The 16,317-nt window shown below is 27.7% G+C and carries 11 protein-coding genes and 1 CRISPR repeat array (1 of these 12 only partly in view); of the genes, 10 read left to right on the top strand and 1 reads right to left on the bottom strand.

Features of this window, described 5'->3' with window-relative positions; all coding sequences use genetic code 11:
- The first annotated feature begins 123 nt into the window (after nucleotides 1-123).
- Nucleotides 124-666, top strand: a complete 543-nt coding sequence (locus tag H0I29_RS00645) for a hypothetical protein (protein ID WP_218731066.1) — start codon at nucleotides 124-126, stop codon at nucleotides 664-666.
- 5 nt (nucleotides 667-671) lie between these two features.
- Here the strand turns inward: H0I29_RS00645 and H0I29_RS00640 are convergent, their stop codons facing one another.
- Nucleotides 672-947 carry a hypothetical protein gene (locus tag H0I29_RS00640; protein WP_218731065.1) on the bottom strand — a complete coding sequence of 92 codons (276 nt, stop codon included), beginning with the start codon at nucleotides 945-947 and terminating at the stop codon, nucleotides 672-674.
- 335 nt (nucleotides 948-1,282) lie between these two features.
- Between H0I29_RS00640 and H0I29_RS00635 the strand changes: the two genes are divergently transcribed.
- The 9 genes from H0I29_RS00635 to cas2 all read left to right on the top strand — a co-directional run bounded on the left by H0I29_RS00635 (nucleotide 1,283) and on the right by cas2 (nucleotide 15,318).
- Nucleotides 1,283-1,438 (top strand): hypothetical protein, encoded by a 156-nt coding sequence (locus H0I29_RS00635; RefSeq protein ID WP_218754053.1) that lies wholly within the window; start codon nucleotides 1,283-1,285, stop codon nucleotides 1,436-1,438.
- A 266-nt stretch (nucleotides 1,439-1,704) separates the two neighbouring features.
- Nucleotides 1,705-2,703, top strand: coding sequence for a hypothetical protein (locus H0I29_RS00630; protein WP_218754052.1), 999 nt, complete (start codon nucleotides 1,705-1,707; stop codon nucleotides 2,701-2,703).
- Nucleotides 2,704-2,706: 3 nt separating this feature from the next.
- Nucleotides 2,707-3,531, top strand: coding sequence for a Hachiman antiphage defense system protein HamA (locus H0I29_RS00625; RefSeq protein ID WP_218731063.1), 825 nt, complete (start codon nucleotides 2,707-2,709; stop codon nucleotides 3,529-3,531).
- Nucleotides 3,524-6,970, top strand: a complete 3,447-nt coding sequence (locus H0I29_RS00620) for a DEAD/DEAH box helicase (protein ID WP_218754051.1) — start codon at nucleotides 3,524-3,526, stop codon at nucleotides 6,968-6,970. The genes H0I29_RS00625 and H0I29_RS00620 overlap by 8 nt, the downstream gene beginning before the upstream one ends.
- 145 nt (nucleotides 6,971-7,115) lie before the next feature.
- On the top strand, nucleotides 7,116-8,279 hold the full coding sequence (locus H0I29_RS00615; protein ID WP_218731061.1) for an RES domain-containing protein: 1,164 nt from the start codon (nucleotides 7,116-7,118) through the stop codon (nucleotides 8,277-8,279).
- 67 nt (nucleotides 8,280-8,346) lie between these two features.
- A complete protein-coding gene (locus tag H0I29_RS00610) occupies nucleotides 8,347-8,934 on the top strand; it encodes an SOS response-associated peptidase (protein WP_218754050.1) in 588 nt (195 codons plus the stop codon).
- 545 nt (nucleotides 8,935-9,479) lie between these two features.
- Nucleotides 9,480-14,090: a type II CRISPR RNA-guided endonuclease Cas9 gene (cas9, locus tag H0I29_RS00605; RefSeq protein WP_218754049.1), complete on the top strand. Its 4,611-nt coding sequence runs from the start codon at nucleotides 9,480-9,482 to the stop codon at nucleotides 14,088-14,090.
- On the top strand, nucleotides 14,087-14,974 hold the full coding sequence (gene cas1, locus H0I29_RS00600) for a type II CRISPR-associated endonuclease Cas1 (RefSeq protein ID WP_218754048.1): 888 nt from the start codon (nucleotides 14,087-14,089) through the stop codon (nucleotides 14,972-14,974). The genes cas9 and cas1 overlap by 4 nt, the downstream gene beginning before the upstream one ends.
- 5 nt (nucleotides 14,975-14,979) lie before the next feature.
- Entirely contained in the window at nucleotides 14,980-15,318 is a 339-nt protein-coding gene (gene cas2 / locus H0I29_RS00595; protein ID WP_218754047.1) for a CRISPR-associated endonuclease Cas2, read from the top strand.
- A 114-nt stretch (nucleotides 15,319-15,432) separates the two neighbouring features.
- A CRISPR array of direct repeats spans nucleotides 15,433-16,317; the repeat unit is 46 nt; unit sequence CTTGTGATTGCTCACGTAAAAATACAATTTGAAATCAATTCACAAC (it continues 682 nt past the right edge of the window).

The raw sequence follows: 16,317 nt of genomic DNA, 5'->3' as shown, positions 1-16,317 counted from the left end.
AAATCAATAAGCATGATAATGAAAATCAAAACCTTTTATTATCACGATATGTTTAAATAGTAAGCCAAATAATTACTTGTATATAACTAGTTGTGATGCATTAACCAAAAATAATTAAAATTTATGAAAATTAAAACTATCATTTTCACTTTAATATTTCTATCTCCATTATCCTATACAATAGCGCAAGGAAACATACTTGCTTTAAAAGAGAAAAATGGATTTAAAAAATTCAGTTTTGGAGATAATTATAGCACGTACTCTCACCAACTTGACTTTCAAAGTAAATGGAAAGGGTTAACCGATGAAAGAACATTTTACACCTATACTGCAAATAAGCCTTCAGCTGTCTTTTATCAAACTTGGGACAAACTCCATCTTGGATTTAGCGGAAATACTTTAACCAAAATCATTGTTCAATATAATCAACTATATAAACAAGATTTACAAAAGATTTTAATTGGTTTAAGACAACAATTTGGAAAAGAAACCAGTTACAGCGCTAACATAGTTGCATATACTCATACTTGGTATGACAAAGATATTTCGGTTGGAATGACACTGCATTACGACAATTCAGAAAAGTATCCTGCTGGGATATATATAGAAATTTATGATGACAACCTACATTATAATAGCATTTATGATGCTGATGGTAAGTTTTAAAAGAATTATATCTTTTTAATATCAGAGAGTTTAGAAGATAATAACAATGAAAAATCTTCAAAACCTTCTTTAAATTTAGATGTTCTATATAAATCCAAATTATTGACTTTTTCAATGATTATTGTTCTTTTACTTTTTTCGTAATCTGTTAAATTTTCAAATTCCGAAAAATCAATTTTCTCCTTATTAACTCTAAATATAATAGGAATTTGATTTACTTCTGTTTGAAATATTTCATTTTCATTAAGGATTGACAAGACATTGAAATTTATTGAGTTCATTATGTTATAGTTTTGAAGTCAAAGTTATATGAAATATTTGAATCAGTAAAGTGAAATAAAACGCATCACAACACCGTGTAAAATTTATTGCTTTTTAAGGTTTTTCTGGCGAAAAACCTCGCAAGCGTAAAAGTCTGTAATTATTGGTTATTTTTAGCTAAATTTACGCAACAAACCTTACACAACAACGTTAGCAAAAACTGGTTGAAAGTCGCCAGAAAAGCAATAGTTCTTGTAAATATCATTTTACTTCAATAGTTTGTGAAAATTAAATGTTGAAAAAATAATATTATAAAATTACGAAACACTTTCTTACGAATCAAAATTTCTAAAAATTGAAAAATTTTAGATCTATAATAAAAAAGGAATTTACTCAAACGTTGAAAAACAAATATTGTGATATAAAGCAAAATGGTGGAATTATCACTCAAGGTTTATATTTTGGAAAAGCAAAAATGACAAAGCTCTCTCCTACTCTTGAAAATTTATAGAATTTTGAAAAATTTTAAATTATTAAAAAAAACGAATTGTGTGAATTAATCTTCAATTTTGAATTGTATGAAAAAGGAAAAAAATACTGAACGAAAAGTAAAACACGCATTTGCTAACACCTTGTATAAAAAAATGCTAAATTTGGCTTAATCAAAAGTTTGTACTTTTTAATAAACTCTATTTTTCCTGCGGAAAAATGCCGTTCATTTTAAACGCAAATTTCCATACAAAACAACGTTAGCTGTAATTAGAGAAAATTCCGAATATGACAGAAAAACATTGGACTGAACCAAACGGAATTTTCATTATAAATATTCCTGTGAATTGGCAATACAAAAATGCAGTATTCGAACATATTGAAGAAAAATCACCATACAGTTTTGAACAATATGAAAATTCTACTGGATGTTTTCAATTAAGTTGCTATCCTTTATCAGAAAGAGGTGTCAATCCGAATTTCCCTATTCAAAAAAGTGATTCTAAAATTAATTGGTTAGAATCAAGAATGGATGATGAAGAGTTTGATATGTATTTATGGCACGCTCAAGTTGATGACCAATTTTGTATGGCTAAATGTATTTATTCTGCAAAAGACCGAAAAACTTCTAAAGTAAAAAAATTAGTCAAAAAATCTAGAAAGGCTTTGGAGAGTTTAAGAGTAGTACCTGTGGATGACAGAAGCTATGCAATTGCCTTGAACAAATATGATAATTTTAACGGCTCGTTAGCAAGTTCTTATGACTTAAGAGAAAGAGCGTTAGAATCAAAATCTCATATAGAAATTATTGCAATCGTTTCAAATCAAATTGATGCCTATCTAAGAATTTCTATTGTGCTTAAAAAACAATTAGAAGAAAAGACCAACAATATTCAAATTAAATACCTTTTTCAAGAAGAAAATGAAAGAGGCATAATGGAAAGAACTATTTACAAAGAAGCAAAATCATTAAATATTATATCAGAAGAAATATTTAACGAGTTAAATTTACTTTACGATATGAGAAATAGAGTAATACATCGTTACATAATAAGCTATATAAAAACAATAGACATTGCAGAGAGTGCTGTAAGTTATTTATTTCTTTGTGAAAAAATTAGAGAAATATTAAAGTCTATAGAAGAAGAACAAATCGATAATGAAATCGGAATCTATGGAAAAGGTTATTTAAAGAATTATGAAGTTACATTAGAAGACCAAAGAATTGCTTGGTCTATGGCAAATGACAAACATTTATTAAAATATTTACAGAGAAAAATAGAATAACAAATGATAAACAATTGGTTAGAACACAACGAGCAGGTTCCTAGTTATTCTTTTAGGTCTGTTTATGTAAGTGAAAAAGCAAAACCTGATAACGAGACGATAAAATATTTACAAGAACAGATAATTACATCATATCGAAATATTGATTTTTATAAATATAAACTAGAAGGATCTTCAGAAGCTGAAATTAGAAGTTATGTTTTGAACCAAGTAATTCCTGGAGACAATTCTAACTTTGACAAAGCTGTTAGACAAGGAGATTGGGGAGAAATTTTATCAGCATTAATCGTTGCGTATTTTCAAAAATTGGTAATCCCTATTAATAAACTCCAATGGAAAGTAAATAAAGATAAAGCTGTATTTGGCACTGATTTATTTGCATATAATAAAGGAGACTCAATAACTGATTTATATTATTATGAAATAAAAACTAAGCTTGACCCAAGGAAAAAGTTAGGAAAATCTCCCAATAGGTCTTATATAACTGTTGTTGCACACAATAGTTTATTAAAAGACGAAAACTCTCCCACTGAAGCAATCGCAGAATTTTTTGAAAGATTATTTTTCGAAAAAAGAAATTTTGATGAAGCAAAAAAATTCAAAGACATGGTTAAAAACCCACAGAATTATAAACGTAATTTTGAAATGTTTTTCATAATTGACAAAGACAATTTTGACATGAAAATTCTTGATGAATTAAATGTTCTACCATCTCAATTAGATCCATTAAAAGTAACATTAATATTTATTGAAGATTTACAAAATTTAGTTCAAAATACTTGGGATGATATAGAATCTGCATTAGTAAAACTTCTTAAAGATGAGTGAAAACATACTAAGTAAGAGTGACTACATTACAGAAACTGAATCTGACATTGAAGAACTGTTAAAAGATACTTTATTAAGTAATTACAAAAATCAAATTTTTGCTTGGAAATTAAATGCTGAATTTAAGAGAAGCTATAAAGAAAGCTTTTTATATAATAGAGCATTGTTTTTATCTTCCAATTCTTGTTTGTTGATTAATAATGAAGGAAATGGAAAAATCGCAATTTCAGGCTTAAAAGAAAGTGCTGAGATTTATGAATATTTAAGTGATTTAAGCGACATTAATGAAAAATATGATAGAGAGTACTTGATGTTGAAATCTGCATTATGCTATGACCTATCTGGCTATCAAGCAAATGCATTTTGTGTTGCGAGTAGATTAGATTCTTTAGTTTTAAAATCTGAAGCTGAATTAATCAATGTTGAAATCGACAATCTAATTATTGAGCAAATAATTTTAATTTTATTAAAAAAAATACCTTTAGCTCAAAGTAAACTTCAACTTTATAAGAATGATGATTTAGGTTTTTTATTATTTAAAAAAGCACTTAGCAGTTGGTATAGTTATATTTTAAAACTAGATGAGAGTAACTTTATCAGCCAATTTGATGATGCGTATAAGTATTTTTTAAACATTGGTAACACGTATTTATCACACCTGATTTTTTTATTAAAAACAAGGGTTGTATTATTTGAAAATCGCTCAATCTTTAATAATCTTAATCAATATGAATTTATTGAAAGTAGTAAAAATTGGAGGAAATACATTAAGCTACTCGCTTATGACTATTATGCTAATAATAGAATAAAGGAAATTGATAAACGAAAATCAATTTTCGAATTATGGACTTCGCAATTGAGAGCTATAGAAGGTGGTTTAATTGCAAAAGATGAAAATTTTGTAATACAAATGCCAACAAGTGCTGGTAAGACTTTTATAGCAGAATTATCAATTTTAAAATATTTGATAAAGTACCCAAAGAAGAAATGTATTTACATTGCTCCTTTTAGAGCGCTTACTAGTGAAAAAGAGATTGAGTTAGCTAAATATTTTTCCAAAATGGGATATTCGGTTTCTGCTTTATCAGGTAGTTATGAAGTTGATGAATTTCAGGATTTAATATTATCAGAAACAGATATATTAATTGCTACACCTGAAAAAATTGATTTGCTACTTAGATTAAATCCAGACTTCTTCAATGATATCTCATTTATGGTTGTAGACGAAGGCCATATAATAGGTGATTATAGCACAAGAGCAACATTATTAGAGTTTTTAATAATTAGATTAAAAATAAAAATCCCTGAATTAAAGACGTTATTCATTTCTGCGGTTATGCCAAGTGAAAACGCAAATGAATATGCCATTTGGTTAAGTGGTAAAAAGGAAAATGTTTTAAGGTCACTCTTACATAAAGAGAGCCCAATAAATGAAGAATGGGAACCTACAAGAAAATTAATTAGCTATTTCGAATGGGAAGGAAAGAAAGGAAATATTACATTTCAAAATGTTATTAGAGAAGATGAAGAAACTAAAATTAAATATGGAGCAAAATTATATTCTTTCATCGTAGAAAAGGAATTCTCTAATCGTTTTCCATTAAAAAATAATAAGCCTCAATCGGCTGCAACATTGGCTTATAAACTTTCTGAAGAAGGAAATACACTTGTCTTTTGCGCTCAAGTACCAAGAATAAAATCCGTTGCAACAGCTTTTTTGAAATTATTATCAAATATTGAAAAAGAGCAAAGGCCCTCAAGGTTTATTGAAAATGAGACTAAGGAATCATCTTATTACGCTGATATATGGTATGGAAACGATTCATATATAACTCAATCTATAAATTTAGGAATTGGAATTCATTATGGTGACATGCCTGAACAAGTTAGAAACGCTGTCGAAAGTGATTTTAGAAAAGGACTTTTAACTGTATTACTTTCTACAAATACGATAGGTCAGGGTTTAAATTTTCCTATAAAAAACTTAATATTTTACGAGACTCAAATAGGAAGAAATCTTGAAACTGAAGAAAATATTTATATTCAAAAAAGAGATTTCTGGAATATCGTTGGAAGGGCTGGAAGAGCGGGAAAAGAAACTGAAGGTAATATAGTATTTATAATAAATTCACCTACTGACAGGAGAAAATATAAAGAGTTTATTAATAAAGATAATATCGAAAATGCAAATAGTCTCTTCTTTTCTTTAGCTGATGCACTTTTAGATGGAAGAATCTCTGAAACAAAGCAAGATGATTTATTATCAATTCTATCCGAAACATATCTGTTAGATTTAATGACTGAAGAAATCATAGGGACAGATTACCAGGAAGTTATTGAAAAAATAATTAGCAATAGCTTGTTTAAAGTACAGTTGGATAAAAGAGATTTCGATATTGAGCCCTTAAAAAAGGGGTTTACTAAAATTTTTAAATCAATTGAAGTAAAAGCAACATTTAAACAATTACAAACTTTTAAAACAACAGGTTTATCTCTTAAAAGTAACCTTGTAATAGATGAATATATAGATAATAACAAAGATTCTTTAAAGGAGTTTGTTAATGAAGATAATTATCTAAGTATAATCAATAGTTTTTTAAAATTATTGTCAGAAAATGATATTGATGAAATGCATGATTATAAATTAGACAAATTTGTAATTAAACCTTCTGATTTTTATGACACAATCGAAGACTGGGTAATTGGAAAATCAATTAATGAGATATTAGAAAAATGGCAAATAAAGGAAATGGAGATTGCACAATTTCACATTTTTGTATCTAAGGCTTTATATTATTTATATCCTTGGGGAATATCTTCTTTCATATCTATTTTGGGATTTAAACTCAATAAAAAGGTTAATGAACTTCCTGAAAACATAAAAAGCCTCTCTAGTTATTTAAAATTTGGATTGAATGAGCCTTCAAGTTGCTTGTGTAGGTCACTTGGTATCAAAGGAAGAGAAGTTTCAAAGTTTTTATATGACTCGTCAAATAAATTAGAAGGCAAGGAATTTATTGTTTGGCTATCCAACTTAACTAGTTTGGAAATTGACACGTTTGTTCTTTCAGATTTTGATAAGCAAAATATTAGAAATGTTTCATTAAAATTAACACCTAATAGCTACAGAGAAATACCTGAATCTTTCAGTTTTAAAATAAACGGAACCTCATTTAATGATAGAATGAGTGATAACTCTAAATTAGTAAGTATTAATGACTATTTGACTTACAAACGACATGAAGAAAATGAATATGATCCTTATGCCATTTTAGTTTATAATGAAGGCAAAGAATTAGGTTATATTCCAAGAGAATATGCTAAACTACTTTCTGCAGAAATTGAAATTGAAGAAAGTAAATACGATATTAGGGTAATAAATATTTTTACATTCGAAAATTATAATGAAATAGAAGTAGAAATGAATAAAAACAGCTAACAATGTATATAAAAAATAGGCGAAACAGTACTGAAATTAAAGCTTTTGACTTGTTGCAAATAGAGTGCTTAACCGAAAGGATTATGTATAGTAATCACCTACTTTTCATATACTAACCGTTACCTGCCATTAGAAAAATCTGCCAATGATAGAGAAAATAACAAAGAACAAAGATAATTTAGGAGAGCCTGATTTGCACCCAATTGAAAAAATTATTGAAAAATTAAATTATTTTCGTTCATTTTTTGGAAAAATACAAGACTTATCTGATGAGGAATTTGATAATTTAAGGAATGAAATTTCAAAGTTTTTTACACTAAAAGTTGGTTCTCATAATGATGAACCACCAAATAGACTTGTCAGAATATCAAACAACAATAGAATTCTTGAAGCTCAAGGTAAAGAGTTAAGTTATTTTACAGACATATCTCAATTATTAGCACCACCAATTGAATACTGCAATTTTGGAAGGTGTAATATCCCAAAACAACAAGTTTTATACTGTGCTACTTCAGAAGCTGGAGCATATTGGGAAATCAAACCGCAAAATGGAGATGTAATAACAGTCTCTCATTTTGAATTAAAACCGAACACAAAAGTTAATTCTTTCATTGTAAAAAAAGATGTAACCGAGAACCCTGAAATTAAAAGTAAACTTCACGAAGTTTATTATTTACTTGAAGAATTCTTTGAAGAAATTTACAGTCTTCGTGTTTCTCGAGATAGACCAAGAGATTATTTATTTAGCGGACAAATATCATCCGACCAACTATTTTATCCAGTCGTATCTGAATTAAATTTCGATGCAATATTGTATCCAAGTGTCCAACGAAAAAAGCACGGTTGGAATGTAGCTATCCGAAATGAATTAATATTAGAACGCTATAATTTAATCGGAGTTGAGACACGATTTATTCTTGACGAATATGCGGAACTTGACCACACATCAGAAGAAGTTACAACTGACCAAATTGTAGGCTCTTTTGGAACGGAAGCATTTGATTTAGAAAACGGAAAAATACTTTATGACAAAGAAAAGGCAGATAAGCTATTTAAGTTATTCAGAGAAATGCAAATAGGAGAAGGAAAACAAGTTCGTTATGAACACGAAGGTTACCCAAAAAACCTTTTATTTAACTGTACGCCAGAAAATCACAAAAAGGAAAGCAAAATTACTTCAATCAAAAAAATTGGTAGAAATGAGAAAATAAACATAGTTTACCAAAACGGAAAAAGAATTGATAATATCAAATATAAAAAAGTGAAATCCGATATAGAATTAGGTAAATGTAAAATAACGAAATACTAAATAACGGCAGGTAACAAAGTACTGTGGTAAAAAACAAGTAAAAACTCATTAATTTTTAAAAATTATTATGTGCTACCACTTTAAACAAACCAAAACTATTAAAGATCTTGAAAAAAAATTCAAAGCTAAAATTGATTCAAGCGAAACGTTAAAACCATCAGCAGATATAAATGGATTCAATTACCCAAAAACACCTATAATTACAAATTTAAATTCCTCTAAAATTCAACTATTTAATTGGGGATTAGTACCAGATTGGGCAAATGAAGAATGGAAAAGAAATTACACTTTAAATGCACGTATAGAAACCTTATCAGAAAAACCTTCATTTAAAAACTATATAGAAAATAGATGTATCATTTTGGTAGATGGATTTTATGAATGGCAGCATAAAGGAAAAGAAAAAATAAAATTTGATATTGGTTTTAATAATCAGCTATTTGCTTTTGCAGGTTTATATTTAAATAACACATACACCATAGTAACTACCGAAGCTAAAGGTATAATGAGAGAAATTCACAACACAAAATTAAGAATGCCTTTTAGTTTAAAAACGGACGATGATTTTAAAAAATGGTTGAATATGGAAGAAGTTAATCCTCAATATGATTTTACTACAAACCAAATAGGGTTTTCTCAACCAACTTTGTTTTAAAAAATAACTACTTAATTTGTAATTATTTTGGATTAACTAAACTGACTTATGGATTTTGTTTTATGACTATTATTAATATCTTAAAAAAATGAGTTTTACGGTTGATTCGAGAAATTATAAGGTCACAATAACCTATTAATTAAGATTTTAGTTAATTATATAGATATATATTAGTTCGTTTACTTCTTTTTATAAGCTATGAATAAGAAAAGCCTTTCAGATAGATGATCGTATCAAGTTTATAAATTTAACAAAAATTCATTTTTTTACACTTTCAGGCTCTGTTTTAATTAAATAGTGTACCGAAATGTGAACTCTGATTTATAATAATTTTCTTTTCAAAAAAACAATAATTGTAATACAAAAAAGAAAGCGACAACCGAAGTTGCCGCTTTAAATGTTTTCACAACGGAATAATCCTTATTGTGAATTGATTTCAAATTGTTCTACAAATATAACTTAAAAAAAACAAAACATTATACGGCTTTCCGTAATACGGTCTAATTTTTTTATTATAAATTTAAAGTTGTAATAAAAAAGAGATTATGAAAAAGATATTAGGATTAGACCTTGGAACAAACTCTATAGGTTGGGCTTTAACTTCACAAGATTTTGAGAATAAAAAAGGAGAAATAAATGGATTGGGAAGTAGGATTATTCCTATGTCTCAAGATATTTTAGGTAAATTTGATTCAGGTCAATCTCATTCTCAAACAGCAAATAGAACAAGTTATAGAGGAGTTAGAAGGCTTTATCAAAGAAATTTATTAAGAAGAGAAAGACTGCATAGAGTTTTAAATGTTTTAAATTTTTTACCAAAACATTATAAAGAATCTATTGATTTTGAAAAGCATTTTGGGCAATTTAAAAATAATACGGAAGTAAAACTTAACTATAGTAAAAATAGTGAAGGAAAACATGAATTTATTTTCATGGACTCTTTTAACGAAATGGTTACTGAATTTAAAGAAGCTAGAAAAGAAACTAAAATACCTTTAGATTGGACGATATACTATTTACGTAAAAAAGCATTAACACATAAAATAACCAAACAAGAATTAGCTTGGGTGCTTTTAAACTTTAATCAGAAAAGGGGATATTATCAATTACGAGGGGAGGAGGAAGATGAAAGTCAAACAAATAAAAAGGAATATTACTCTTTAAAGGTAAAGGAGGTTATAGCTACAGAAGATAAAAATGCAAGAGGAATCTGGTATCATGTAATATTAGAAAATGATTGGATTTATAAAAGACAAAGTAAGGAGTCTTTAGGAAATTGGTTAGGTAAAACTAAAGAATTTATCGTAACCACTCAGTTAGAAAAAGACGGAACAGATAAATTAGACAAAGAAGGTAATATACGTAGAAGTTTTAGTGCTGTAGATTCCGAAAAAGATTGGATTGCTATCAAAAAGAAAACAGAGCAAGATATCGAGCAAAGCACTAAAACTGTTGGACAATATATTTACGAAACACTACTAGATAATCCATCTCAAAAAATTAGAGGGAAACTTGTTAAAACAATTGAAAGAAAGTTTTATAAAGAAGAATTACAAGCTATATTAAAAACACAAATACAATTTCATCCCGAATTAAAAGATAGAGAATTATACAAAGTTTGTGTAAATGAATTATACCCAAGAAATGAAGCGCATCAAAATAATATAAAAGATAATGGGTTTAATTATCTCTTTATTGATGATATAATTTTTTATCAAAGACCTTTAAAAAGTAAGAAATCTACCATTTCAGATTGCCCTTATGAAGAAAGAGTATTTATAAAAGATGGAGTTAGAAATATACAAAAGATAAAATGTATAGCTAAATCACATCCTTTATTTCAAGAATTTAGGTTGTGGCAATTTTTGAAAAATTTAAAAATTCATCAAAAAGAAAATGTAGATAATGGTAAATTTGATGAAGATATAACAGGTCTTATTTTTAAAACTGATAATGATTGGGTTTTATTATTTGATTTTTTAAATGATAAAAAAGAAGTTGAACAGAAACATATTATTGATTTTTTAGTTGAGAATAAAAAGATAGCAAAAAGTGATAAGAAAAATTATCGATGGAATTATGTAGAAGATAAGAAGTATCCTGCAAATGAAACTAGAGCTTCTTTTTTATCGAGATTAAAGAAAGTAAAGAATGAAAACAGAACTTATTTTTTGTCAAAAGAGATAGAGATTGCTTTGTGGCACATTATTTATTCTGTAAAAGATAAAAAAGAATATGAATTGGCTATTAAAACTTTTGCTTTAAAAAATAATTTAGATAAAGATACGTTCGTAGATGCTTTTATAAAATATCCTCCTTTTAAAAATGATTATGGAGCCTATTCAGAAAAAGCAATTAAAAAGATATTGCCTTTAATGAGAATGGGTAAATATTGGGATGAAACTAAAATTTCTGATGATGTAAAAAATAGAATTTTACAAATACAAGAGCGTTTAGAAAGTATAAATTATGACAAAGAAGTGTTTAAAGGTGATAAAAAAGACCGATTAAAAACGATAGCAGATGATGAAATTCCTAAACAGTTTATAAAAAGCTTTATAAATTATAAAGATAAAAACCCTTTAAAAGGCTTAAATACGTATCAAGCTTGTTATGCAATTTATGAGCGTCACTCTGAATCTGGTATAATTAAACCATGGAAATCTCCAAACGATATAGATACTTATCTAAATGAGTTTAAACAGCATAGTTTAAGAAACCCAATTGTAGAACAAGTTGTTACAGAAACTTTAAGAGTAGTAAGGGATATTTGGAAACATTATGGAAAAGGTGAAACCGATTTTTTTTATGAAATTCATGTTGAATTAGGTCGAGAAATGAAAAATTCTAGTGAAAAGCGTAAAGCAATGTCATCTAGAAATATAGAAAATGAAAATACAAATGAAAGAATAAAATTTTTATTAGAAGAACTTAAAAATGATACAAGTGATGATGTAAGACCTTATTCTCCAAGTCATCAAGAAATTTTAAAAATTTACGAAGAAGGTGTTTATCAAAATCCAGAAGTTTCTTTTCTTCAAGTTAAAGAAGATGATATAGATAAAATTAGAAGAAGTAGTTCTCCAACAAAATCTGAAATTAATAAGTATAAGTTATGGTTAGAACAAGGGTATATTTCTCCTTATACAGGTAAAATAATTCCTTTAAGTAAGTTATTTTCTATTGATTATCAAATAGAACATATAATTCCACAATCTCGTTATTTTGATAATTCAATGACAAATAAAATAATTTGTGAGAGTGAAGTAAATCAATTAAAAGACAATAAAACAGCCTATGAGTTTTTAAAAGGAGAAGGAGGTAGAGTTGTTTCTTTAAGTGATGGTAACACCGTCACTTTATTTAATATTGATAAATATGAAAAACATTGCAAGCAATATTTTAAAAAAAATAGAACAAAACTAAATAATTTATTATCAGAAGATATTCCCGAAGGTTTTATTAATAGGCAACTTAATGATAGTAGATATATAAGTAAAATTATTAAAACGCTTTTAAGTAATATTGTTAGAGAGGACGGAGAAAAAGAAGCTACAACAAAACGACTAGTGCCAGTTACAGGCTCAATTACCTCTAGGTTAAAGCAAGATTGGGGTCTAAATGATAAGTGGAATGAAATTGTTGCTCCTAGATTTATGAGATTAAATGAATTGACAAACTCTAAAGATTTTGGGGAATGGGATTCAAAAATAAATGCTTTTAGAACAAAAGTTCCTGATGAAATTTCAAGAGGTTTTAGTAAAAAAAGAATAGATCATAGACACCATGCTTTAGATGCTTTAATTATAGCTTGTTGTACAAAGAAGCATACAAATTATTTAGGTTCTTTAAATTCTGAAAGAGAAAATTACGGTTTAAAAGAGAGTTTGTTAATAAAGAATAAACAAGGAGATTTTACGAAACACTTTCAATTACCTTGGGTAAATTTCTCTACAGAAGCTAAGGAGGACCTAGAAAAGACAATTATCAGTTTTAAGCAAAATTTAAGAATAATAAATAAAACGAATAATAAAACTTGGCAATGGGAACCGCAAAGTGATGGAACTTTTAAAAAAATATTAAAAAAACAAAAAGATTCCACAAACTCGACTAATAAAACAAATTGGGCTATTAGAAAGCCAATGCATAAAGAAACAGTATCTGGTGCTGTTAAAATAAAAAAGATAAAAAAAGGATTTAGTAATATTACTAATTATTTAGATAAGTCAGATTTAATTGTAGATAAATCAATTAAAAGAAAAGTTAAGAGTTTATTGACTCTCTTTGACAATGATTTAAAGAAAGTTAGAAAATATCTGAAGGAAACACCTCTTTTAATTGAAGGAAAAGAAATTACTAAAACAAAAGTATTTGAATGGTCTGAAAATGCAACTGCTACTAGAGTTGCTTTAAATGAAAAGTTTACTAGAAAACAGCTTGAATCTATTACAGATGGAGGTATCATAACTATTTTAGAAAGACATTTAAAAAATTATATAGATGACAACCAAAAAGAACGATTTGATTTAGCTTTTAGCCCAGATGGAATAGATGCTTTAAATAAAAATATAAAAGTATTAAATAATGGTAAAAATCATTATCCAATTTATAAAGTACGTTTATATGAAGAAGGGAGTAAGTTTAGTATTGGAGAAAGTGGTGCTAAAGCAAATAAGTTTGTAGAAGCTGCCAAGGGAACAAATTTATTCTTTGCAATTTATTATGATGAAGAAAAGAAAAAAAGAGTATTTGAAACCATTCCTTTAAACGAGGTTATAGCACATCAAAAGCAAACTGCATCATTTCCCAAAGAAAAACGAATACCTATACAGCCAAGTAATATAAAAGGGGACTTTTTATTTACTCTTTCTCCTAATGATTTGGTCTATGTTCCAACAGATGAAGAATTAGAAAATAAAGCGTTAGTAGATTTTAATAACCTTTCTAATGAACAAGTTTCTAGAATTTATAAGATGGTAAGTAGTTCAAATTCTCAATGTTTTTTTATAAGAAATGATATCTCGAAACCTATTTATAATAAAAAAGAGTTTTCTGTTAAAAATAAAATGGAAAAGGATATTGAAGACAGAATGATAAAGGATAGATGTTGGAGATTAAACATAAATAGAATTGGAAATATAAATACTCAAATATGATAAAAAGAACCATTTATATCGGTAATCCATCTTATTTAAAATTAAAACAAAAACAATTAGTGGTTCAAGAGCCAGAAACAAAAGAAATTAAAGGAACTGTACCTATAGAAGATATTGCTTTGTTAATGTTGGATCATTACCAGATAACAATTTCTAATCAATTATTAATAAAGCTACAAGGTAACAACGTTGCTGTAATTAGTTGTGATGAGCATCATTTACCTTTTGGCATGATGTTACCAATGTATGGTCATTCAGAATACTCTGAGAGAATTAAATATCAATTAGCAGCATCAGAACCTTTAAAAAAACAACTTTGGAAACAAACAGTTGAGCAAAAAATAGAAAATCAAAAAGCCCTTTTAGATTTAAATAATAAGGTTTCGGAGCCTTTAGCTGAATATAAACTACATGTGAAAAGTGGAGATACTTCAAATAGAGAAGGTATTGCTGCTCAATTTTATTGGAAACATTTATTTGAAAATTTTTCTAGAGAACGTTACGGAGAAGAACCTAATAATTTATTGAATTTTGGGTATGCAGTTTTAAGAAGTATCGTAGCTAGAGCTTTAGTAAGTAGCGGACTATTGCCTGTTTTAGGAGTTTTTCATAGAAATAAGTATAATTCCTATTGTTTAGCAGATGATATTATGGAGCCTTATAGGCCTTTTGTAGATAAGTTAGTTTACAATTATATAGCAAATAACAATAATTATGAGCTAAATAAAGATGCTAAAGCAACTATTTTAACAATTGCAACACAAGATGTTTTTATTGATGGAGTTGTAAGACCTTTATTTATTGCAGTTTCTACAACAACAGCTAGCTTGTATAAATGTTTTACAGGAGAGTTAAGGCAAATAAAATACCCCGAACTAGATTAATAAAAATGTCATCAAAAAGATATAATGCTTATAGAGTTATGTGGGTTTTAGTATTTTTTGATTTACCAACAGAAACCAAGAGAGAAAGAAAGGTTGCAGGTCAATTTCGTAAAAAATTAATTGACGATGGGTTTACTATGTTTCAATTTTCTATTTATTTAAGACATTGTCCTAGTAGAGAAAATGCTAAAGTCCATACTAAAAGGGTGAAAATGAGTTTACCCGAACATGGTAAAGTGTGTATTTTAGAAATTACAGACAAACAATTTGGTAATATGGAATTATTTCATGGGATAAAAGAAGTTGACTTACCGCAACCTACGCAGCAATTGCAGTTATTTTAAAATAGGATGAAAAAAATCTAGGTAAAAGATATTAATCTTATTTAGATAACAGAATTTTGTAATCTAAAAAAGGAATCCCAAAGTATTAATTTTACTCAATATTTTGGGATTGACCTTGTGATTGCTCACGTAAAAATACAATTTGAAATCAATTCACAACTAATGCTTCTGGTGCCGCCTTTTTAATTTGCTTGTGATTGCTCACGTAAAAATACAATTTGAAATCAATTCACAACAGTTTATTGGGAGAAGATTAGACACTATTACTTGTGATTGCTCACGTAAAAATACAATTTGAAATCAATTCACAACGTAACCTTATTACATCGCCTAAATGTAAAGCTTGTGATTGCTCACGTAAAAATACAATTTGAAATCAATTCACAACTACCTTTACTGTTAGGTTTACTGTAGTGTACTTGTGATTGCTCACGTAAAAATACAATTTGAAATCAATTCACAACAAGTGTTCATTTATATCTCTAACACTTATACTTGTGATTGCTCACGTAAAAATACAATTTGAAATCAATTCACAACTATCATCAAAGTACCAAAATTTGCCACGTCCTTGTGATTGCTCACGTAAAAATACAATTTGAAATCAATTCACAACAATCAATTCTTTGTGTATCGTAATGAAAAGCTTGTGATTGCTCACGTAAAAATACAATTTGAAATCAATTCACAACTGATTAATTAACAATAAATTTATAAAAAATCTTGTGATTGCTCACGTAAAAATACAATTTGAAATCAATTCACAACACAAAATCATTACTTAGATAATGAAAGATTCTTGTGATTGCTCACGTAAAAATACAATTTGAAATCAATTCACAACAACGGACAGCCTAAAGATGGTGTTCACCAACTTGTGATTGCTCACGTAAAAATACAATTTGAAATCAATTCACAACTTGGAGAATAGAAAAGGTACAGACAGCGCCCTTGTGATTGCTCACGTAAAAATACAATTTGAAATCAATTCACAACTTT

The organism is Polaribacter sp. R2A056_3_33 (assembly GCF_019278485.1).
Lineage (GTDB): Bacteria > Bacteroidota > Bacteroidia > Flavobacteriales > Flavobacteriaceae > Polaribacter.
Note: the sequence above shows the minus strand (reverse complement) of the source record. Positions and strands in the feature narration are given on the sequence as shown.

What these genes read in the sequence shown, in the direction of transcription:
- H0I29_RS00645 (WP_218731066.1), top strand. Translation starts at nt 124, where the DNA reads ATGAAAATTAAAACTATCATTTTCACTTTAATATTTCTATCTCCATTA.
- H0I29_RS00640 (WP_218731065.1), bottom strand. Translation starts at nt 947, where the DNA reads ATGAACTCAATAAATTTCAATGTCTTGTCAATCCTTAATGAAAATGAA.
- H0I29_RS00630 (WP_218754052.1), top strand. Translation starts at nt 1,705, where the DNA reads ATGACAGAAAAACATTGGACTGAACCAAACGGAATTTTCATTATAAAT.
- H0I29_RS00625 (WP_218731063.1), top strand. Translation starts at nt 2,707, where the DNA reads ATGATAAACAATTGGTTAGAACACAACGAGCAGGTTCCTAGTTATTCT.
- H0I29_RS00620 (WP_218754051.1), top strand. Translation starts at nt 3,524, where the DNA reads ATGAGTGAAAACATACTAAGTAAGAGTGACTACATTACAGAAACTGAA.
- H0I29_RS00615 (WP_218731061.1), top strand. Translation starts at nt 7,116, where the DNA reads ATGATAGAGAAAATAACAAAGAACAAAGATAATTTAGGAGAGCCTGAT.
- H0I29_RS00610 (WP_218754050.1), top strand. Translation starts at nt 8,347, where the DNA reads ATGTGCTACCACTTTAAACAAACCAAAACTATTAAAGATCTTGAAAAA.
- cas9 (WP_218754049.1), top strand. Translation starts at nt 9,480, where the DNA reads ATGAAAAAGATATTAGGATTAGACCTTGGAACAAACTCTATAGGTTGG.
- cas1 (WP_218754048.1), top strand. Translation starts at nt 14,087, where the DNA reads ATGATAAAAAGAACCATTTATATCGGTAATCCATCTTATTTAAAATTA.
- cas2 (WP_218754047.1), top strand. Translation starts at nt 14,980, where the DNA reads ATGTCATCAAAAAGATATAATGCTTATAGAGTTATGTGGGTTTTAGTA.